The organism is Citrobacter sp. CK191 (genome assembly GCF_030333435.1).
Lineage (GTDB): Bacteria > Pseudomonadota > Gammaproteobacteria > Enterobacterales > Enterobacteriaceae > Citrobacter_B > Citrobacter_B koseri.
Genome location: NZ_JAOWFX010000030.1, coordinates 382,843 through 398,767 on the forward strand (window position 1 = coordinate 382,843; position 15,925 = coordinate 398,767).

Annotated in this window: 16 protein-coding genes and 1 tRNA gene; 11 read left to right on the top strand and 6 right to left on the bottom strand. The window is 53.7% G+C overall.

The genetic code is table 11. The features are described 5' to 3' along the window. Nucleotides 1-125: 125 nt before the first annotated feature. Nucleotides 126-1,106 (bottom strand): tRNA-modifying protein YgfZ, encoded by a 981-nt coding sequence (gene ygfZ, locus OGV82_RS11355; RefSeq protein ID WP_047461425.1) that lies wholly within the window; start codon nucleotides 1,104-1,106, stop codon nucleotides 126-128. A 256-nt stretch (nucleotides 1,107-1,362) separates the two neighbouring features. Here ygfZ and sdhE point away from each other — a divergent pair, with 256 nt between their 5' ends. Together sdhE and OGV82_RS11365 are read left to right on the top strand one after the other, a co-directional pair. Further along, the gene (gene sdhE / locus OGV82_RS11360; protein ID WP_024130922.1) at nucleotides 1,363-1,629 is read left to right on the top strand and encodes an FAD assembly factor SdhE; all 267 of its coding nucleotides are present in this window, start codon (nucleotides 1,363-1,365) and stop codon (nucleotides 1,627-1,629) included. Continuing rightward, a complete protein-coding gene (locus OGV82_RS11365; protein ID WP_024130921.1) occupies nucleotides 1,610-2,017 on the top strand; it encodes a protein YgfX in 408 nt (135 codons plus the stop codon). Before sdhE ends, OGV82_RS11365 begins: the two co-directional genes overlap by 20 nt. A gap of 97 nt (nucleotides 2,018-2,114) precedes the next feature. Here OGV82_RS11365 and fldB read toward each other — a convergent pair whose 3' ends face one another. Next, entirely contained in the window at nucleotides 2,115-2,639 is a 525-nt protein-coding gene (fldB, locus tag OGV82_RS11370) for a flavodoxin FldB (RefSeq protein ID WP_012134999.1), read from the bottom strand. A 103-nt stretch (nucleotides 2,640-2,742) separates the two neighbouring features. Here fldB and xerD point away from each other — a divergent pair, with 103 nt between their 5' ends. The 5 genes from xerD to lysS all read left to right on the top strand — a co-directional run bounded on the left by xerD (nucleotide 2,743) and on the right by lysS (nucleotide 8,831). After that, nucleotides 2,743-3,639 carry a site-specific tyrosine recombinase XerD gene (gene xerD / locus OGV82_RS11375; protein ID WP_047461431.1) on the top strand — a complete coding sequence of 299 codons (897 nt, stop codon included), beginning with the start codon at nucleotides 2,743-2,745 and terminating at the stop codon, nucleotides 3,637-3,639. 23 nt (nucleotides 3,640-3,662) lie between these two features. Further along, nucleotides 3,663-4,373 carry a bifunctional protein-disulfide isomerase/oxidoreductase DsbC gene (gene dsbC, locus OGV82_RS11380; protein ID WP_047461435.1) on the top strand — a complete coding sequence of 237 codons (711 nt, stop codon included), beginning with the start codon at nucleotides 3,663-3,665 and terminating at the stop codon, nucleotides 4,371-4,373. Nucleotides 4,374-4,378: 5 nt separating this feature from the next. Beyond that, the gene (recJ, locus tag OGV82_RS11385) at nucleotides 4,379-6,112 is read left to right on the top strand and encodes a single-stranded-DNA-specific exonuclease RecJ (RefSeq protein WP_047461438.1); all 1,734 of its coding nucleotides are present in this window, start codon (nucleotides 4,379-4,381) and stop codon (nucleotides 6,110-6,112) included. A gap of 93 nt (nucleotides 6,113-6,205) precedes the next feature. Further along, a protein-coding gene (gene prfB, locus OGV82_RS11390; protein WP_096753903.1) for a peptide chain release factor 2 occupies nucleotides 6,206-7,304 on the top strand; the annotation gives its coding sequence in 2 pieces (ribosomal slippage) (nucleotides 6,206-6,280 and nucleotides 6,282-7,304; 1,098 coding nt in all). Nucleotides 7,305-7,313: 9 nt separating this feature from the next. Next, a complete protein-coding gene (gene lysS / locus OGV82_RS11395; RefSeq protein ID WP_012134993.1) occupies nucleotides 7,314-8,831 on the top strand; it encodes a lysine--tRNA ligase in 1,518 nt (505 codons plus the stop codon). A gap of 99 nt (nucleotides 8,832-8,930) precedes the next feature. Here the strand turns inward: lysS and idi are convergent, their stop codons facing one another. Beyond that, the gene (idi, locus tag OGV82_RS11400; RefSeq protein ID WP_047461443.1) at nucleotides 8,931-9,476 is read right to left on the bottom strand and encodes an isopentenyl-diphosphate Delta-isomerase; all 546 of its coding nucleotides are present in this window, start codon (nucleotides 9,474-9,476) and stop codon (nucleotides 8,931-8,933) included. A gap of 200 nt (nucleotides 9,477-9,676) precedes the next feature. Between idi and actS the strand changes: the two genes are divergently transcribed. Together actS and OGV82_RS11410 are read left to right on the top strand one after the other, a co-directional pair. Next, on the top strand, nucleotides 9,677-10,423 hold the full coding sequence (gene actS, locus OGV82_RS11405) for an amidase activator ActS (protein ID WP_047461446.1): 747 nt from the start codon (nucleotides 9,677-9,679) through the stop codon (nucleotides 10,421-10,423). A 79-nt stretch (nucleotides 10,424-10,502) separates the two neighbouring features. After that, nucleotides 10,503-10,576, top strand: a tRNA-Gly gene (locus OGV82_RS11410). A gap of 96 nt (nucleotides 10,577-10,672) precedes the next feature. On the opposite strand, the gene OGV82_RS11415 is transcribed toward OGV82_RS11410, so the two are convergent. The 3 genes from OGV82_RS11415 to OGV82_RS11425 are packed head-to-tail and all read right to left on the bottom strand — an operon-like array spanning nucleotide 10,673 to nucleotide 13,518. Beyond that, nucleotides 10,673-11,368 carry a LutC/YkgG family protein gene (locus OGV82_RS11415; RefSeq protein WP_049011223.1) on the bottom strand — a complete coding sequence of 232 codons (696 nt, stop codon included), beginning with the start codon at nucleotides 11,366-11,368 and terminating at the stop codon, nucleotides 10,673-10,675. After that, the gene (locus OGV82_RS11420) at nucleotides 11,361-12,788 is read right to left on the bottom strand and encodes a LutB/LldF family L-lactate oxidation iron-sulfur protein (RefSeq protein WP_101744090.1); all 1,428 of its coding nucleotides are present in this window, start codon (nucleotides 12,786-12,788) and stop codon (nucleotides 11,361-11,363) included. The genes OGV82_RS11415 and OGV82_RS11420 overlap by 8 nt, the downstream gene beginning before the upstream one ends. Before the next feature lie 10 nt (nucleotides 12,789-12,798). Then, nucleotides 12,799-13,518, bottom strand: coding sequence for a (Fe-S)-binding protein (locus tag OGV82_RS11425; protein WP_024130919.1), 720 nt, complete (start codon nucleotides 13,516-13,518; stop codon nucleotides 12,799-12,801). Between the two features lie 492 nt (nucleotides 13,519-14,010). On the opposite strand from OGV82_RS11425, the gene OGV82_RS11430 reads away from it, so the two are divergent. Together OGV82_RS11430 and yjdI are read left to right on the top strand one after the other, a co-directional pair. Further along, nucleotides 14,011-15,564 (top strand): L-lactate permease, encoded by a 1,554-nt coding sequence (locus tag OGV82_RS11430; RefSeq protein ID WP_101744091.1) that lies wholly within the window; start codon nucleotides 14,011-14,013, stop codon nucleotides 15,562-15,564. Between the two features lie 121 nt (nucleotides 15,565-15,685). Continuing rightward, a complete protein-coding gene (gene yjdI / locus OGV82_RS11435) occupies nucleotides 15,686-15,916 on the top strand; it encodes a 4Fe-4S mono-cluster protein YjdI (RefSeq protein ID WP_071257888.1) in 231 nt (76 codons plus the stop codon). Nucleotides 15,917-15,925 lie beyond the last annotated feature (9 nt).

Sequence of the window (15,925 nt, forward strand, 5' to 3'; positions counted from 1 at the left end):
TATCCGGCCTACGAGGGATGGGGCCTGAAACCCAACTGCCGGATGGCGGCTAATACCTTATCCGGCCTGCATGGCGCACTGAACCGTAGGCCTGATAAGCGCAGCGCCATCAGGCGTTATTCTTTTCACTCTTCCAGCGAATAGGGCAGCGGTACGATGTGCAGAGTATTCGCATCATCGCGTACGCGAAATACGCTGTCAGCTTCCATATCGTTGTTCATGACCACCTGCACCAGAACCTGGCCGTCATCCAGTTGCACTGCCGCAAGAACGGTGCCGGTACGACGCCAGTTCTCACCCATCTGCAACTCCAGATCTTCTCCGGCTTCCGGTACGCGGCTGGCTTTACCCGCCAGAGACCAGAGCGCGCGTTTGTTCGCACCGCGGAATTTTGCCCGGGCGACCATCTCCTGCCCGCTGTAGCAGCCTTTCTTAAAGCTGATGCCGCCCAGCGCCTGTAGGTTGGTTGCCTGCGGTATAAATTGCCCGCTGTTCGCGGAGTCAATGACCGGAATGCCCGCTTCAATATCCAGCGCCAGCCACTGCTGGCTGTTGTTCAGCGCCGCTTCGCCACGCAGTTTTTCAGTCAGGGATTCAGCCGTGGCGACATCCGTAATCAGCAGAAAACGTTCCGCCGGATGTTCAAACCAAAGCAGGGTGGATGCCCCTTCGCTCACGACCTGTTTTTCGCTGTTCGGTAACCCGCTAAAGATATTCGCCAGCGCTGCGCGAGCCTGAAAACCAGCGATACCGAGCAGAACACGCTCATCGTCAGGCGCGATCGCGACTTTAGAGAACACGGCGTATTTTTTCAGCTCGGTCAGTTGGGCCTCGCGCAGAGTACGGCGTTCGATCCAGGCAAAACCGTCGCCGTCGCGGAACAGACGCAGGTTGCTCCACATCTTCCCTTTTGCATCGCAATGGGCGACCAGTAAGTGTTGCTGTTCGGTAAGCTGGTTGACGTCCGCGGTGACCTGACCTTGCATATACTTCTCGCTGTCGGCGCCGGTGATCGAGGCCAGCGCCCAGTCATCGAGAGTGATCAGCGTCAGAGGCAAACGGGCTGACGCGGACGGTTGACGAGGAGGAAAAGGTGTAAAAGCCATAATAATGTCCTGATTTGCTTAACGCAGTAATAGTGACTAATGGTAAAAGAGCTATAGCCCATTGCAAGCGGTTTAAACATCCCATTTGTGCCTTATCGCCCGCTTTGCGAGGCGCGATGCAAAATCGATGAACCCTTTGACTTAATGTGGTTTTATTTGCCGATCATGCTTCCGTTTATGGAGATTCCCGTAAAAGAACATGAAAAACACGTTACAATAGCCGGGTACTTCATTTTCGCGAGACAGGAAGAAGAACATGGATATTAATAACAAAGCACGTATTCATTGGGCATGCCGTCGCGGTATGCGTGAGCTCGACATTTCCATCATGCCGTTTTTCGAACATGAGTACGATAACTTAAGCGATGAAGAAAAATGCATCTTTGTTCGTTTGCTGGAATGCGACGATCCTGATTTATTTAACTGGTTGATGAACCACGGTAAACCGGGTGATGCAGAGCTGGAACAAATGGTGAAACTCATCCAGACACGGAATCGGGAACGTGGTCCTGTGGCAATCTGATTTACGCGTCTCCTGGCGCGCACAATGGCTCTCTTTGCTCATTCATGGGCTTGTCGCCGCATTGGTTTTATTGATGCCCTGGCCATTGAGCTACACGCCGCTCTGGCTGATATTGCTTTCGCTGGTGGTGTTCGACTGTGTGCGCAGTCAGCGGCGGATTAATACCCGACAGGGCGAAATTAAATTGCTGATGGATGGGCGTTTACGTTGGCAAGGGCAAGACTGGACGATTCAGGGGCCGCCCTGGATGCTTAAAACTGGCATGATGCTGCGTTTGCGCGCCGACAGCGGGAAGCGTCAGCACTTGTGGCTGGCGGCAGACAGCATGGATGACGCCGAGTGGCGGGATTTACGGCGGTTAATGTTGCAACAGGCGACGCAGGGGTAACGCCAACGAAGGCCTGATGGCGCGCAGCTTTAAGGCCTACGGTTCGGTGCACCATGCAGGCCGGACAGGGCGTTCACGCCGCTATCCGGCAAAACGGTCAGCAGGAATAGTGCTCTGCCATCTCACCGAGAATTTGCTCGCACCAGGCCTGGATGCGCTCATCGCTGAGATCGTACTGGTTGGTTTCATCCAGCGCCAGGCCGACAAAAAGTTGCCCATCGGCAATGACCGGTTTCGGGCTGGTGAACTCATAGCCTTCGGTAGGCCAGTAGCCGACAAATTTAACGCCTTTGGTGACAAGTTTGTCATGCAGCATACCCAGCGCATCCAGGAACCACTCGCCGTAGCCCAACTGGTCGCCCATGCCGTAGAGCGCGACAATTTTGCCTTCCAGCTTGAGATCGTCCAGTTGATTCCAGACGGCTTCCCAGTCTTCCTGTATTTCACCAAAATCCCAGGTCGGAATGCCTAAAATGAGCACATCGTACTGCTCCATTAAGGTCGGAGAGTCATCCTTGAGGTTGTGTAATGTGACCAGTTCCGGGCCAATAATGTCGCGAATTTTTTCCGCTGCCATTTCGGTATAGCAGGTGCTGGAACCATAAAAAAGGCCGATATTCATGACGTACTGCTCTCGATTCTTGCGATGACGATGCGGCTAGTGTACCAGAAAGGCATCGGCTTCAGGCATAATGGCGTTGATTTAACACGCAGAGGGGCCCGAGATGGATAAGGATCTGGCGCGTATCGAGCAGTTTCTCGATGCCCTGTGGCTGGAGCGTAATCTGGCGGAAAATACGCTGAGCGCGTATCGGCGCGACTTGTTGATGGTGGTCGAATGGTTGCATCATCGTGGAAAAACGCTGGCGACGGTGCAGAGTGATGATTTACAAACGCTGCTGGCGGAACGTATGGATGGCGGGTATAAAGCCACCAGTTCCGCACGGTTGTTGAGCGCCACGCGGCGCTTCTTTCAGCATCTGTACCGTGAAAAATTTCGTGAGGACGATCCGAGCGCGCAGCTCGCGTCGCCCAAACTTCCGCAGCGTTTGCCAAAAGATCTCAGCGAAGCACAAGTTGAGAGATTATTACAGTCGCCAGTTGTTGACCAACCGCTGGAATTACGCGACAAAGCAATGCTGGAAGTGCTGTATGCGACGGGCCTGCGCGTTTCTGAGCTGGTTGGGCTGACCATGAGCGATATCAGCCTGCGCCAGGGCGTTGTGCGGGTTATCGGTAAAGGCAATAAAGAACGTTTGGTGCCGTTGGGCGAAGAGGCGGTGTACTGGCTGGAGACGTATCTGGAGCACGGGCGCCCGTGGCTGCTGAACGGCGTGTCGATTGACGTTTTATTTCCCAGCCAGCGGGCGCAACAAATGACGCGTCAGACCTTCTGGCACCGCATTAAACACTATGCCGTGCTGGCGGGAATCGACAGCGAAAAGCTGTCGCCGCATGTTTTGCGTCACGCTTTCGCCACCCATTTGCTGAATCATGGCGCTGACTTACGCGTTGTACAGATGCTGCTTGGGCATAGCGATCTCTCGACCACACAAATTTATACTCATGTCGCAACGGAGCGCTTGCGTCAACTTCATCAACAGCATCACCCGCGAGCGTGAGTGCTGACAGGAAAGGATAGGTTATGAAAAAACGTTTTATGATGTTCACCCTGCTGGCGGCATTTTCGGGAATGGTTCATGCGGACGATGCAGCCATTCGCCAGTCGCTGACTAAGCTGGGCGTGCAGAGCACGGAAATTCAGCCCGCGCCGGTTGCAGGCATGAAAACCGTGCTGACCAACAGCGGCGTGCTGTACGTCACCGACGATGGTAAGCATATTATTCAGGGGCCGATGTATGACGTCAGCGGCGCGTCGCCGGTAAATGTCACCAATCAGTTGCTGATGAAACACCTGAATGCGCTGGAAAAAGAGATGATTGTTTACAAAGCGCCGCAGGAAAAACACGTCATCACCATCTTTACCGACATCACCTGCGGCTACTGTCACAAGCTGCATGAAGAGATGAAAGACTACAACGCGCTGGGGATTACCGTGCGTTATCTGGCCTTCCCGCGCCAGGGGCTGGAAAGCCAGGCCGAGCAGGATATGAAGTCCATCTGGTGCGCGAAAGACCGAAACAAAGCCTTTGATGACGCGATGGCGGGCAAAGGCGTGAAAGCCGCCACCTGCGATATCGATATCGCCAATCATTATGCGCTGGGCGTGCAGTTCGGCGTGAGCGGCACGCCAGCGATTGTGCTGAGCAACGGCTATGTGGTGCCTGGCTATCAGGGGCCGAAAGAGATGAAGGCGTTCCTTGACGCGCACCAGAAACAGACCAGCGGTAAATAATTCGCGTGAAACAACAGATACAACTTCGTCGGCGTGAGGCCGACGAGACAGCTGAGCTGCCTGCTGACCTGCCGCCGCTGCTGCGCCGTTTATACGCCAGCCGGGGCGTACGCAGCGCGCAGGAGCTGGAGCGCAGCGTAAAAGGGATGCTGCCGTGGCAGCAGCTTAGCGGCGTCGAAAAGGCGGTTGAGATCCTCTATAACGCGTTTCGCGAGGGGACTCGCATCGTCGTCGTGGGCGATTTTGACGCAGATGGCGCCACCAGTACGGCGCTTAGCGTCCTCGGTATGCGTTCGCTGGGCTGTAACAATATCAGCTACCTGGTGCCAAACCGTTTTGAAGACGGCTACGGATTAAGCCCGGAAGTGGTCGATCAGGCGCATGCTCGCGGCGCGCAGCTGATTGTGACGGTGGATAACGGTATCTCTTCTCATGCCGGTGTGGAACATGCCAGAGCGTTGGGGATTCCGGTGGTAGTGACCGATCACCACCTGCCGGGCGATACGCTACCTGACGCAGAAGCCATCATTAACCCGAATCTGCGAGATTGCGATTTCCCGTCGAAGTCGCTGGCAGGCGTTGGCGTGGCGTTCTATCTGATGCTGGCGTTGCGCACTTTCCTGCGTGATAAAGGCTGGTTTGATGAGCGTGGCATTACGCCGCCGAATCTGGCGGAACTGCTCGACCTGGTCGCGTTAGGCACGGTGGCGGACGTGGTGCCGCTGGACGCCAATAACCGCATCCTGACGTGGCAGGGGCTGAGCCGTATCCGCGCCGGGAAATGTCGTCCAGGCATTAAGGCGCTGCTTGAGGTGTCGAACCGCGATCCGCAGAAGCTGGCGGCCAGCGATTTAGGCTTTGCGCTGGGGCCGCGTCTGAATGCCGCAGGGCGGCTGGATGATATGTCCGTCGGCGTGGCGTTGCTGCTGTGCGATAACATCGGCGAAGCGCGGGTGCTGGCGAATGAACTGGATGCGCTGAACCAGACGCGTAAAGAGATCGAACAGGGGATGCAGGCGGAAGCGCTGACCCTGTGCGAGAAACTGGAACGCAGCCGTGAAACGCTGCCTGGCGGCCTGGCGATGTATCATCCAGAATGGCATCAGGGCGTGGTCGGCATTCTGGCTTCGCGCATTAAAGAGCGCTTCCATCGCCCGGTGATTGCCTTTGCGCCCGCCGGTGACGGTACGCTGAAAGGTTCCGGTCGTTCCATTCAGGGGCTGCATATGCGCGATGCGCTGGAGCGTCTGGATACGCTGTATCCGGGGATGATGCTCAAATTCGGCGGCCATGCGATGGCGGCAGGATTGTCACTGGAAGAGGCGCAGTTTGAACATTTCCAGCAGCGTTTTGGCGAGCTGGTAACCGAGTGGCTCGACCCATCGCTGCTACAGGGCGAAGTGGTTTCTGATGGCCCGCTGAGCGTGGCTGAGATGACGATGGAAGTGGCGCAACTGCTGCGTGACGCAGGGCCGTGGGGGCAGATGTTCCCGGAACCGCTGTTTGACGGACGTTTTCGCCTGTTGCAGCAGCGGCTGGTCGGCGAACGCCACCTGAAAGTGATGGTCGAACCGGTTGGCGGCGGCCCGCTGCTGGACGGCATTGCGTTTAACGTTGATACCGCCTGCTGGCCGGATAACGGCGTACGCGAAGTTCAGCTTGCCTATAAGCTGGATATCAACGAGTTTCGCGGCAACCGTAGCCTACAGCTGATCATTGATCACCTCTGGCCAAATTGACAACAGTATATTGTATATTAATGAGAGCGCGAATCCGGTAGAATTCCGCTCTTATCACTGCATTTTGACTAGTCCAATAAAAGAAATCAGACCATGTTTGAAATTAACCCGGTAAATAACCGCATTCAGGACCTCACGGAACGCTCTGACGTTCTTAGGGGGTATCTTTGACTATGATGCCAAGAAAGAGCGTCTGGAAGAAGTAAACGCCGAGCTGGAACAGCCGGATGTCTGGAACGAACCCGAACGCGCGCAGGCGCTGGGCAAAGAGCGTTCCTCCCTTGAAGCGATTGTCGACACCCTCGACCAAATGACTCAGGGTCTGGAAGATGTTTCCGGGCTGCTGGAGCTGGCTGTAGAAGCCGACGACGAAGAAACCTTTAACGAAGCCGTAGCTGAACTCGATACGCTGGAAGAAAAGCTGGCGCAGCTGGAATTCCGTCGTATGTTCTCCGGTGAGTATGACAGCGCGGATTGCTACCTCGATATTCAGGCAGGTTCCGGCGGTACTGAAGCGCAGGACTGGGCAAGCATGCTGGAGCGTATGTATCTGCGCTGGGCAGAAGCGCGCGGCTTTAAAACCGAAATTATTGAAGAGTCTGAAGGTGAAGTCGCGGGGATCAAATCCGTCACCATCAAGATTTCCGGCGAATACGCCTATGGCTGGCTGCGTACCGAAACCGGCGTTCATCGCCTGGTGCGTAAGAGCCCGTTCGATTCCGGCGGCCGTCGTCATACCTCGTTCAGCTCCGCGTTCGTATACCCGGAAGTTGACGATGATATTGATATCGAGATCAACCCGGCAGACCTGCGTATCGACGTTTATCGCGCATCCGGCGCGGGCGGTCAGCACGTTAACCGTACAGAATCTGCGGTACGTATTACGCACATCCCGACCGGGATTGTGACGCAGTGCCAGAACGACCGTTCCCAGCACAAAAACAAAGACCAGGCCATGAAGCAGATGAAAGCGAAGCTTTATGAACTGGAGATGCAGAAGAAAAATGCCGAGAAACAGGCGATGGAAGATAACAAATCCGACATCGGCTGGGGCAGCCAGATTCGTTCTTATGTCCTTGATGACTCCCGCATTAAAGACTTGCGTACCGGGGTTGAGACCCGCAACACGCAGGCGGTGCTGGATGGCAGCCTGGATCAATTTATCGAAGCAAGTTTGAAAGCAGGGTTATGAGGAACCAACATGTCTGAACAACACGCACAGGGCGCTGACGCGGTAACCGATCTTAACAATGAACTGAAAACGCGCCGCGAGAAGCTGGCTAGCCTGCGCGAGCAGGGTATTCCGTTCCCGAATGATTTTCGTCGCGATCACACCTCAGACCAACTGCACGCTGACTTCGACGCGAAAGAGAACGAAGAACTGGAAGCGCTGAACATCGAAGTGTCCGTTGCGGGCCGTATGATGACCCGTCGTATTATGGGTAAAGCGTCTTTCGTTACGTTGCAGGATGTCGGCGGCCGTATTCAGCTGTACGTTGCCCGTGACGATCTGCCGGAAGGCGTTTACAACGAGCAGTTCAAAAAATGGGATCTGGGCGATATCCTCGGCGCGAAAGGGAAGCTGTTCAAGACCAAAACCGGTGAGCTGTCCATCCACTGCACCGAACTGCGTCTGCTGACCAAAGCGCTGCGTCCGCTGCCGGATAAATTCCACGGCTTGCAGGATCAGGAAGCGCGCTATCGCCAGCGTTACCTGGATCTCATCTCTAACGATGAATCCCGTAACACCTTTAAAGTCCGTTCACAGATTATGGCGGGTATTCGTCAGTTCATGGTTGGCCGCGGCTTTATGGAAGTGGAAACCCCGATGATGCAGGTGATTCCTGGCGGTGCGGCAGCTCGTCCGTTTATCACCCATCACAACGCGCTGGATCTGGACATGTACCTGCGTATCGCGCCGGAACTGTACCTGAAGCGTCTGGTGGTTGGCGGCTTCGAGCGTGTGTTCGAAATCAACCGTAACTTCCGTAACGAAGGGATCTCCGTTCGTCATAACCCAGAGTTCACCATGATGGAACTCTATATGGCGTATGCGGACTATAAAGACCTGATCGAACTGACCGAATCGCTGTTCCGTACGCTGGCGCAGGATATCCTGGGCAAAACTGAAGTGCCTTACGGCGATGAAGTGTTCGACTTCGGCAAGCCGTTCGAAAAACTGACCATGCGCGAGGCTATCAAGAAATACCGTCCTGAAACGGATATGGCCGATCTGGATAACTTCGACTCCGCCAAAGCGATCGCTGAATCTATCGGCATCAAGGTTGAGAAAAGCTGGGGCCTGGGCCGCATCGTAACTGAGATCTTCGAAGAAGTGGCGGAAGCGCACCTGATTCAGCCGACCTTCATCACCGAATATCCGGCAGAGGTTTCTCCGCTGGCGCGCCGTAACGACGTGAACCCGGAAATCACCGACCGCTTTGAATTCTTCATCGGCGGCCGTGAAATCGGTAACGGCTTTAGCGAGCTGAACGATGCAGAAGATCAGGCGCAGCGTTTCCAGGATCAGGTTAACGCGAAAGAAGCTGGTGACGACGAAGCGATGTTCTACGACGAAGACTACGTTACCGCTCTGGAGCACGGCCTGCCGCCGACAGCGGGTCTGGGAATTGGTATCGACCGTATGGTAATGCTGTTCACCAACAGCCACACCATCCGCGACGTGATTCTGTTCCCGGCGATGCGTCCGGTAAAATAAAACGTGAGATGCCGGATGGCGGCTTCGCCTTATCCGGCCTACGTTTTGCACCTCTGTAGGCCCGGTAAGCGTAGCGCCACCGGGCACAAAGCCAGTAAATTAACCTTGGCTGTACTCCCGCAACAACTCACGCGCTTGGTCGTCAGACGTCTGCAACACCATCCACGGACTGAACGCCCACGGCGCCGCGCTCAATGCTTGCAGTACGGTTTCCAGGCCGCTCCACTGGTAATCCATCACTTCATCCGGGTTTACCTGTAGCGCGCTGGTCACCTGCGCGGCGTATACCGGACAGACCTCATTTTCCACGATGCCATTCGGGTCAGTTGCCCGATAGCGAAAATCTGGATAGACGGGCGTCAGGTTGGTAATTTCGACGCCAAGCTCAAAACGGCTGCGTCGGATAATTGCCGCTTCAGTGCTTTCTCCCTGCTGTGGGTGTCCGCATACTGAGTTGGTCCAGACTCCTGGCCACGCTTTTTTACTGAGTGAGCGGCGAGTGACCAGCAATTGCCCCTGCGTGTTAAACAACCAGCATGAGAAGGCGAGATGTAAAAGGGTATCAGAGGTATGAGCCGCATATTTCTCCAGTATGCCGTCAGGATTACCCTGCTCATCCAGCAATATGACATGTTCCCCGGTCATAAAAACTCCTGAATATGAAAATAGCCGCATACTGCTGCAAGCCATATACTCTGGCAACTAGCGTAGTCTATATAGGGTGGAAAGGCATTACCAAAAGTAGCGGTGGCAAGAAGGAGATATCGTGACGTCGATGGCAATACATTGGGCATCTGGCTTTTGGCTGCTATGATAAGGCGTTTGAAATGTTGCGAGGAATAGTTTTGAGTGCAGGACGCCTGAACAACAAGAGCCTGAGTATTGTGATGCTGCTTTGTGCAGGCTTGCTTTTAGCGGGCTGCTCCAGCAATCAATCTTCTGATTCGGGTTCCGTCTATACCGTTAAGCGGGGAGATACGCTCTACCGCATTTCGCGCACGACGGGAACCAGCGTGAAAGAACTTGCCCGCCTGAACGGTATTTCCCCGCCTTACACCATTGAGGTCGGGCAAAAACTGAAACTGGGCGGCGGGGCGAAGCGTTCCGGTTCATCGCGTGCGGCCACGGCGAAATCCTCTACGAAAACGGCGGCAGTCAGACCGTCCTCTTCTGTGCCGCAATCTTCCTGGCCTCCGGTAGGGCAACGTTGCTGGCGCTGGCCTGCCAGCGGCAAAGTCATTTTGCCTTATTCAACGGCGGAAGGCGGCAACAAAGGCATTGATATTTCCGCCGCGCGCGGCACGCCGATTTATGCGGCAGGGGCAGGGAAGGTGGTCTATGTCGGCAACCAGTTACGCGGTTACGGGAACCTCATCATGATTAAACATAATGAGGATTACATCACCGCTTATGCCCACAACGACACGCTGTTAGTTAACAACGGGCAGAGCGTGAAAGCCGGGCAGAAAATTGCCACAATGGGGAGCACTGATGCGGATTCTGTTCGCTTGCACTTCCAGATTCGCTACCGCGCAACAGCGATTGATCCGCTGCGTTATTTACCGCCGCAGGGGAGCAAACCAAAATGCTGACGGTGAATTAATCGCCAGTCAGTGAGCAAGCACCTTGTCAATAAGAGCGTAAGGTTTATAATGCCTTACGCATCTCGAAGCGGGCGTAGTTCAATGGTAGAACGAGAGCTTCCCAAGCTCTATACGAGGGTTCGATTCCCTTCGCCCGCTCCAGCTTCAAGTTTCCTGAACTCCGCATTCAACTCCCAACAGGATTAACTGCCCGCTATTATGGCGTCCGTGCCAGTAGTGCGGTCATTAACAGTCGTATCAACAATCTTCAATAATCAGATATACCGCCTTAACCGGGCCATGCACGCCGACCACCTTGATCAGTTCGATATCCGCCGTTGAGCTGGGGCCACTGATGATGTTAATACACGATGGCATGCGTTCACCGGCCTGCGCTTTCTGATGCAGTTTTTCCGCCAGTTGCGCCACGCGTGGCAGGATAGTGCTCTTGCGCAGCACGAAAATCGAGGATTCCGGCAGCAGGCTTAATGAACGCCCGCGCTCCGGCGCGGAAAACAGTACCACGCCGCCCGATTCCGTTAAGCCGTATTCGGCATACACTACACCGACTTTCGCTTGTTCGGCCTGGGTAACATTCTCTGCTCCCCGGGTCGGGTCCCAGACCACGGCGTTGCATTCCTGCTGCAAGCGTTCGGTGATGCCCAGTTCAACCAGCCGGCTATCGCCGCTGAGCACCACCGATTTATGTCCCAGTTCTTCACACAAGCGTAACGCCGCTTCCGGCGCCTGCGCTTCGCTGGTCAGTTCGCAGCGTACCAGCATGACATCGCTCGCAAACTGGATAAACGCGTCGCAGCGCTGCTGCTGGCTAAGTTCGGTCAGTCGCTCGTTCGCATAGTTGTTAACCGGCAGCGTATCTGCCTGCGGTTCGAATCGCAGCGGGCGGCCCAGCGCCTGGGCGATGGTGTTTAAAAACGCGCTACGGTTATCCATTCTTTTTCTCCTCTGCCTGATGTTTCTTAAACCAGCTACGGAAACTCTCTCCGTCAGCATCAGGGAGATCTCGCGCCTCCATCCAGTCACCAATAGCGCCGACTTTAAGCGGTGTTTTACCGCCATTAATAAACCAGCTTGCCGCATGAGCACCCGCCATCATCCCGACTTTCCACAGCCCAGGATGGCTATTGGCATAAGCGAACATTTTGATCGCCCGGCGCTCGGCTTTCGGGGTAATGCCCTCTTCGGCCATCACTCGGCGATGGCGCAGGATCAGTTTTGACAGCGGAATGCGCACCGGGCAGACGCTGTCGCAGGCCGTGCATAATGAACAGGCATACGGCAGATCTTTAAAATCCTTATAGCCGCCGAGCAGCGGGGAAATCACCGCGCCGATAGGGCCGGGATAGATTGAGCCATAGCCGTGTCCACCAATGTGGCGGTATGCCGGGCAGGTGTTCATACAGGCTCCGCAGCGAATGCAGCGCAGCACGTCGCGAAATTCAGAACCGAGTACCTGGGAGCGCCCGTTATCCACGATAACCAGATGGAACTCTTCCGGCCCGTCAACGTGGCCTGCCTCGCGTGGGCCGGTGAGCCAGGTGTTGTAACCCGTCAAACGTGCGCCAACGGCGCTGCGCGCCAGCATGGTGATCAGTACATCCACCTCGGCAAAGGTGGGGGCGATACGCTCCATCCCCATCACCGCAATGTGCGTTTTCGGCAGCGTGGTACACATCCGCGCATTGCCTTCGTTGGTCACCAGGCACACCGATCCGGTTTCCGCCACGGCGAAATTACAGCCGGTAATACCGATTTCAGCGCTGAGGAAATCCTCGCGGATCTTCTGGCGGATGAATAAGGTCATCGCTTCTGGCGTTTCCGGGCCGTTATAGCCCAGACGTTCATGCAGCACGCGGCGGATCTGATAGCGATCCTTATGGATTGCCGGAACCACAACGTGTGAAGGTGGGTCTTGATCCAACTGGAGAATATACTCGCCCAGATCGGTTTCGATCACCTGAATTCCGGCATCCTGCAATACATGATTGACGCCAATCTCTTCGGTCACCATCGACTTGGACTTCACTACCTTGCGCGCGTTTTTACTTTGTGCGACCTGTAAAATGTAGCGGGTGGCTTCTTCTTTGGTTTTGGCGAAATAGACGTGTCCGCCGTTTTCTGTCACTTTCTCGGTGAGTTGATACAGGTAAGCGTCGAGATTACTCAGAACGTGATCGCGGATCTGGCTGGCACGGTCACGCCATTCGTCCCAGTGCCCTAACTCATCGACCATTTTTTGCCGATTCGCGCCGATACGCTCCTGCGCATTGGCCACGGCTTTGCGCATGATCGGATCTTCAATTTGCTGACGAATGCGCAGTTTAAATTCTACATCGCTGGTTTTTATCGACATCTCTTTCCCCTCAGCGGCTCATCAGCACTTCAGCAATATGCATCACTTTGACCGGCTGGCCTTCCCGTTGCAGTCGACCGCCAATGTTCAGCAGGCAGCTGACGTCTGCGCCAATCAAATATTCAGGCCGGGCATCCATCAGGTGTAAGACTTTCTCTTTCACCATCTCGCCGGATATTTCGGCCATTTTGACCGAGAACGTCCCGCCAAATCCGCAGCAGGTATCCTGATCGGCAAACGTCAACAGCTCCAGCCCGCGCACATTTTTCAGTAGCGTGAGCGGCTCTTCCTTCACTCCCAGCTTGCGGGTCAGGCTACAGGATGGGTGATAGACGGCTCTGCCCTGAAGGCTGGCTCCCACATCCACCACACCCAGTTTATTAACGATAAAGGAGGTGAGATCCTGCATGCGTGCGGCGACCTTTTCCGCACGTAACGCCCATTCAGGTTCATCGACCAGATATGTCGGGTAGCTTTTTACCGCGTAGGTACAGGAGCCAGCAGGAGAGATAATCGGGTCGTCGTTGTCTTCCAGCGCTGCGATCAGGTTTTTCATCCCCGGGATCGCTTCTTTGATGTAGCCGCTGTTGATGGCTGGCTGGCCGCAACACCCTTGCTTCTCAGGGAAATTAACGCGGCAGCCCAGTTTTTCCAGCAGCAATACGGAGTCTCGGGCCATCCGTGATTTCAGCGCGTCACCAATACAGGTAACAAAGAAATTTACATTCACAATCAATGCTCCATTGCTTCACTTCTATTTAGCCCCGATGGCAACCGGCCACCGGGTCATAAATCAATAATAAAAACGACCATTGTTTTTCGGTTTATCCTACTCTACGTTCATTTGTATGACAAAATAGAATAATCCACCAATCAATACCCATATGCAATACCCGGGTTTATTTATTTCGGCATCGCTCACATTTTTATAATGAAAACCACAGCGATGTGAACGTCCGAAAAATAGTTTCAAGTGATTACTAATTTCGTCAGTATCATTATTAAACAGGTTGTTAAATAACTATTTATAGGTATCTGTCTTGCTCTTAAGTATATTTGCCTGGCATTGAATTTTAATTAAAAGATTACAATAGTTACAAAACTACAAATCATAATTACTTTATTCACTGAAGCGATTCAGTTTACATATTTCATTTGACCAGCAATGTAGCCTCCCCACCATAAATATAAATCAGGTTTAATGAACCAATCAGGAATAGTAATGAACGAATATTTTATGTTTGCCCTGGCACTCTCTCCTTTGCTGCTTATGGTATTTTTAATTCTGAAATTGAAAATGCCCATCCATTATTCAGTTTTGATTTCGCTGGCATTCACTGCCGCGCTGTCTGCAATATTCTGGGACATGCCAGTACAAAATCTTAAAGCCTCGATGGGTTATGGCGCACTGAAAGGATTATGGCCGATCGTGATTGTGATCCTCGGCGCTATATTCAGTTATAACGTCATGCAGGCGACCAAAGCGCTGGATATTCTCCGCGATATTCTCGCCAGTATTAGCGAAGATAAGCGTATTCAGGTACTGCTGATTTCGTGGTGTTTCGGTGGATTCCTTGAAGCGGCTGCCGGGTACGGTACGGCGGTCGCGATACCTATCGGTATTCTCATCGCGCTGGGATTCAACCCACTGAAGGCAGCAATTGCTTCACTTGTGGCCAACACCGTACCCACGGCGTTCGGGGCGGTTGGTATTCCGGTCTCTATCCTGGCTGAACAGGTTAATCTGCCGGTTTACACCTTAGGCGGAACGATTATTCTGCAATTAGCCCTTTTTAATATCCTGCTGCCGTTTGTCATAATTTGCATTATTGGCGGTGGCCTGAAAGCCATTCGCGGCGTGTTCCTTATTACGCTGCTTTGCGGTATCACAACGCTTGTTCCGCAGTATTTTGTCGCCATACATCTCGGGGCAGAATTACCCGCTTTTGCCGGCAGCCTGGTCAGTCTTTTTGCCGTCGCAATTGCCAGCCGCCTGCGTAAAGGGAAAACAGATCCCGAGTGGCGCATTGAAGTCAGCCACACCCGTGAAACGACGCCGCGCTCGGCGAAAGTGCTGTTCCGGGTCGGTTCTATCTATCTGTTTATTTTTGTCTTTATTCTGCTGTGCTCGCCGTTATTTCCAACGATAAAAGCGGCGGCTTCTCAGTTGGCTTCGGTGCTGCATTTTACGCTGGCCGATGGCAAAACGCTGGCGCTGAAAGTTGAATGGGTCACCACGCCCGGAATGTTGATTATCTTTGCGACCATTATTGGCGGTTTTATTCAGGGGGCATCAGCACGCGGTATGCTGGAAGTGTTTATCAAAACCGTGTTCCAGCTTAAAAATTCCATTGTCGCGATTATGGCGATCGTCGCCCTGGCAACGGTAATGGATCTTAGTGGTATTATCTCCACGCTGGCCCAGTCGATTGTCGATCTGACCGGAAGCTCGTACGTTTTTCTCGCTCCGGTGATTGGCGCGCTGGGAACGTTTGTTACCGGCAGCGACACCAACTCGAATATTCTGTTTGGCAAACTACAAACCATTGCCGCCAGTAAATTAAATATTGATCCAAACTGGCTGGCTGCGGCAAATACCTCCGGCGCAACAGGCGGGAAAATGATTTCACCGCAAAGTATCGCCATTGCGGTTTCGGCAACCAAAATGGAAGGACAGGCGAATCAGATAATGTCCGGCACTATGAAGTACTGCTGTGCCTATATTGTAATCCTTGGATTAAAAGTTGGTCTCTTTTATTACTGGTTTATGGCTTAACGTTATTTTGCGCAACGACGACTGCTCATCAACTGGCAAATGCCTCTGTTTTCCTGTAGCCACGCCACTTTGACGGGGCTATGCTTACTAGCGAAAACATAACAATTACAGAGGCAATGTCATGGATCAGGAACTACTGGATGCGGGTTACCGGGCCTATACCGGCGAGAAAATCGATGTCTATTTCAATACGGCCATTTGTCAGCACTCGGGTAATTGCGTGCGCGGTAGTGCGAAGCTCTTTAATCTGAAACGTAAGCCGTGGATCATCCCGGATGAAGTGGATGTGGCAACGGTTGTGCATGTTATTGATACCTGTCCGAGCGGCGCGCTGAAATACCGCCAGAAATAAGTGAGGAAA

What these genes read in the sequence shown, in the direction of transcription:
- yjdI (WP_071257888.1), top strand. Translation starts at nt 15,686, where the DNA reads ATGGATCAGGAACTACTGGATGCGGGTTACCGGGCCTATACCGGCGAG.
- OGV82_RS11415 (WP_049011223.1), bottom strand. Translation starts at nt 11,368, where the DNA reads ATGGATAACCGTAGCGCGTTTTTAAACACCATCGCCCAGGCGCTGGGC.
- fldB (WP_012134999.1), bottom strand. Translation starts at nt 2,639, where the DNA reads ATGAATATCGGCCTTTTTTATGGTTCCAGCACCTGCTATACCGAAATG.
- sdhE (WP_024130922.1), top strand. Translation starts at nt 1,363, where the DNA reads ATGGATATTAATAACAAAGCACGTATTCATTGGGCATGCCGTCGCGGT.
- OGV82_RS11420 (WP_101744090.1), bottom strand. Translation starts at nt 12,788, where the DNA reads ATGTCGATAAAAACCAGCGATGTAGAATTTAAACTGCGCATTCGTCAG.
- idi (WP_047461443.1), bottom strand. Translation starts at nt 9,476, where the DNA reads ATGACCGGGGAACATGTCATATTGCTGGATGAGCAGGGTAATCCTGAC.
- lysS (WP_012134993.1), top strand. Translation starts at nt 7,314, where the DNA reads ATGTCTGAACAACACGCACAGGGCGCTGACGCGGTAACCGATCTTAAC.
- ygfZ (WP_047461425.1), bottom strand. Translation starts at nt 1,106, where the DNA reads ATGGCTTTTACACCTTTTCCTCCTCGTCAACCGTCCGCGTCAGCCCGT.
- OGV82_RS11430 (WP_101744091.1), top strand. Translation starts at nt 14,011, where the DNA reads ATGAACGAATATTTTATGTTTGCCCTGGCACTCTCTCCTTTGCTGCTT.
- xerD (WP_047461431.1), top strand. Translation starts at nt 2,743, where the DNA reads ATGGATAAGGATCTGGCGCGTATCGAGCAGTTTCTCGATGCCCTGTGG.
- dsbC (WP_047461435.1), top strand. Translation starts at nt 3,663, where the DNA reads ATGAAAAAACGTTTTATGATGTTCACCCTGCTGGCGGCATTTTCGGGA.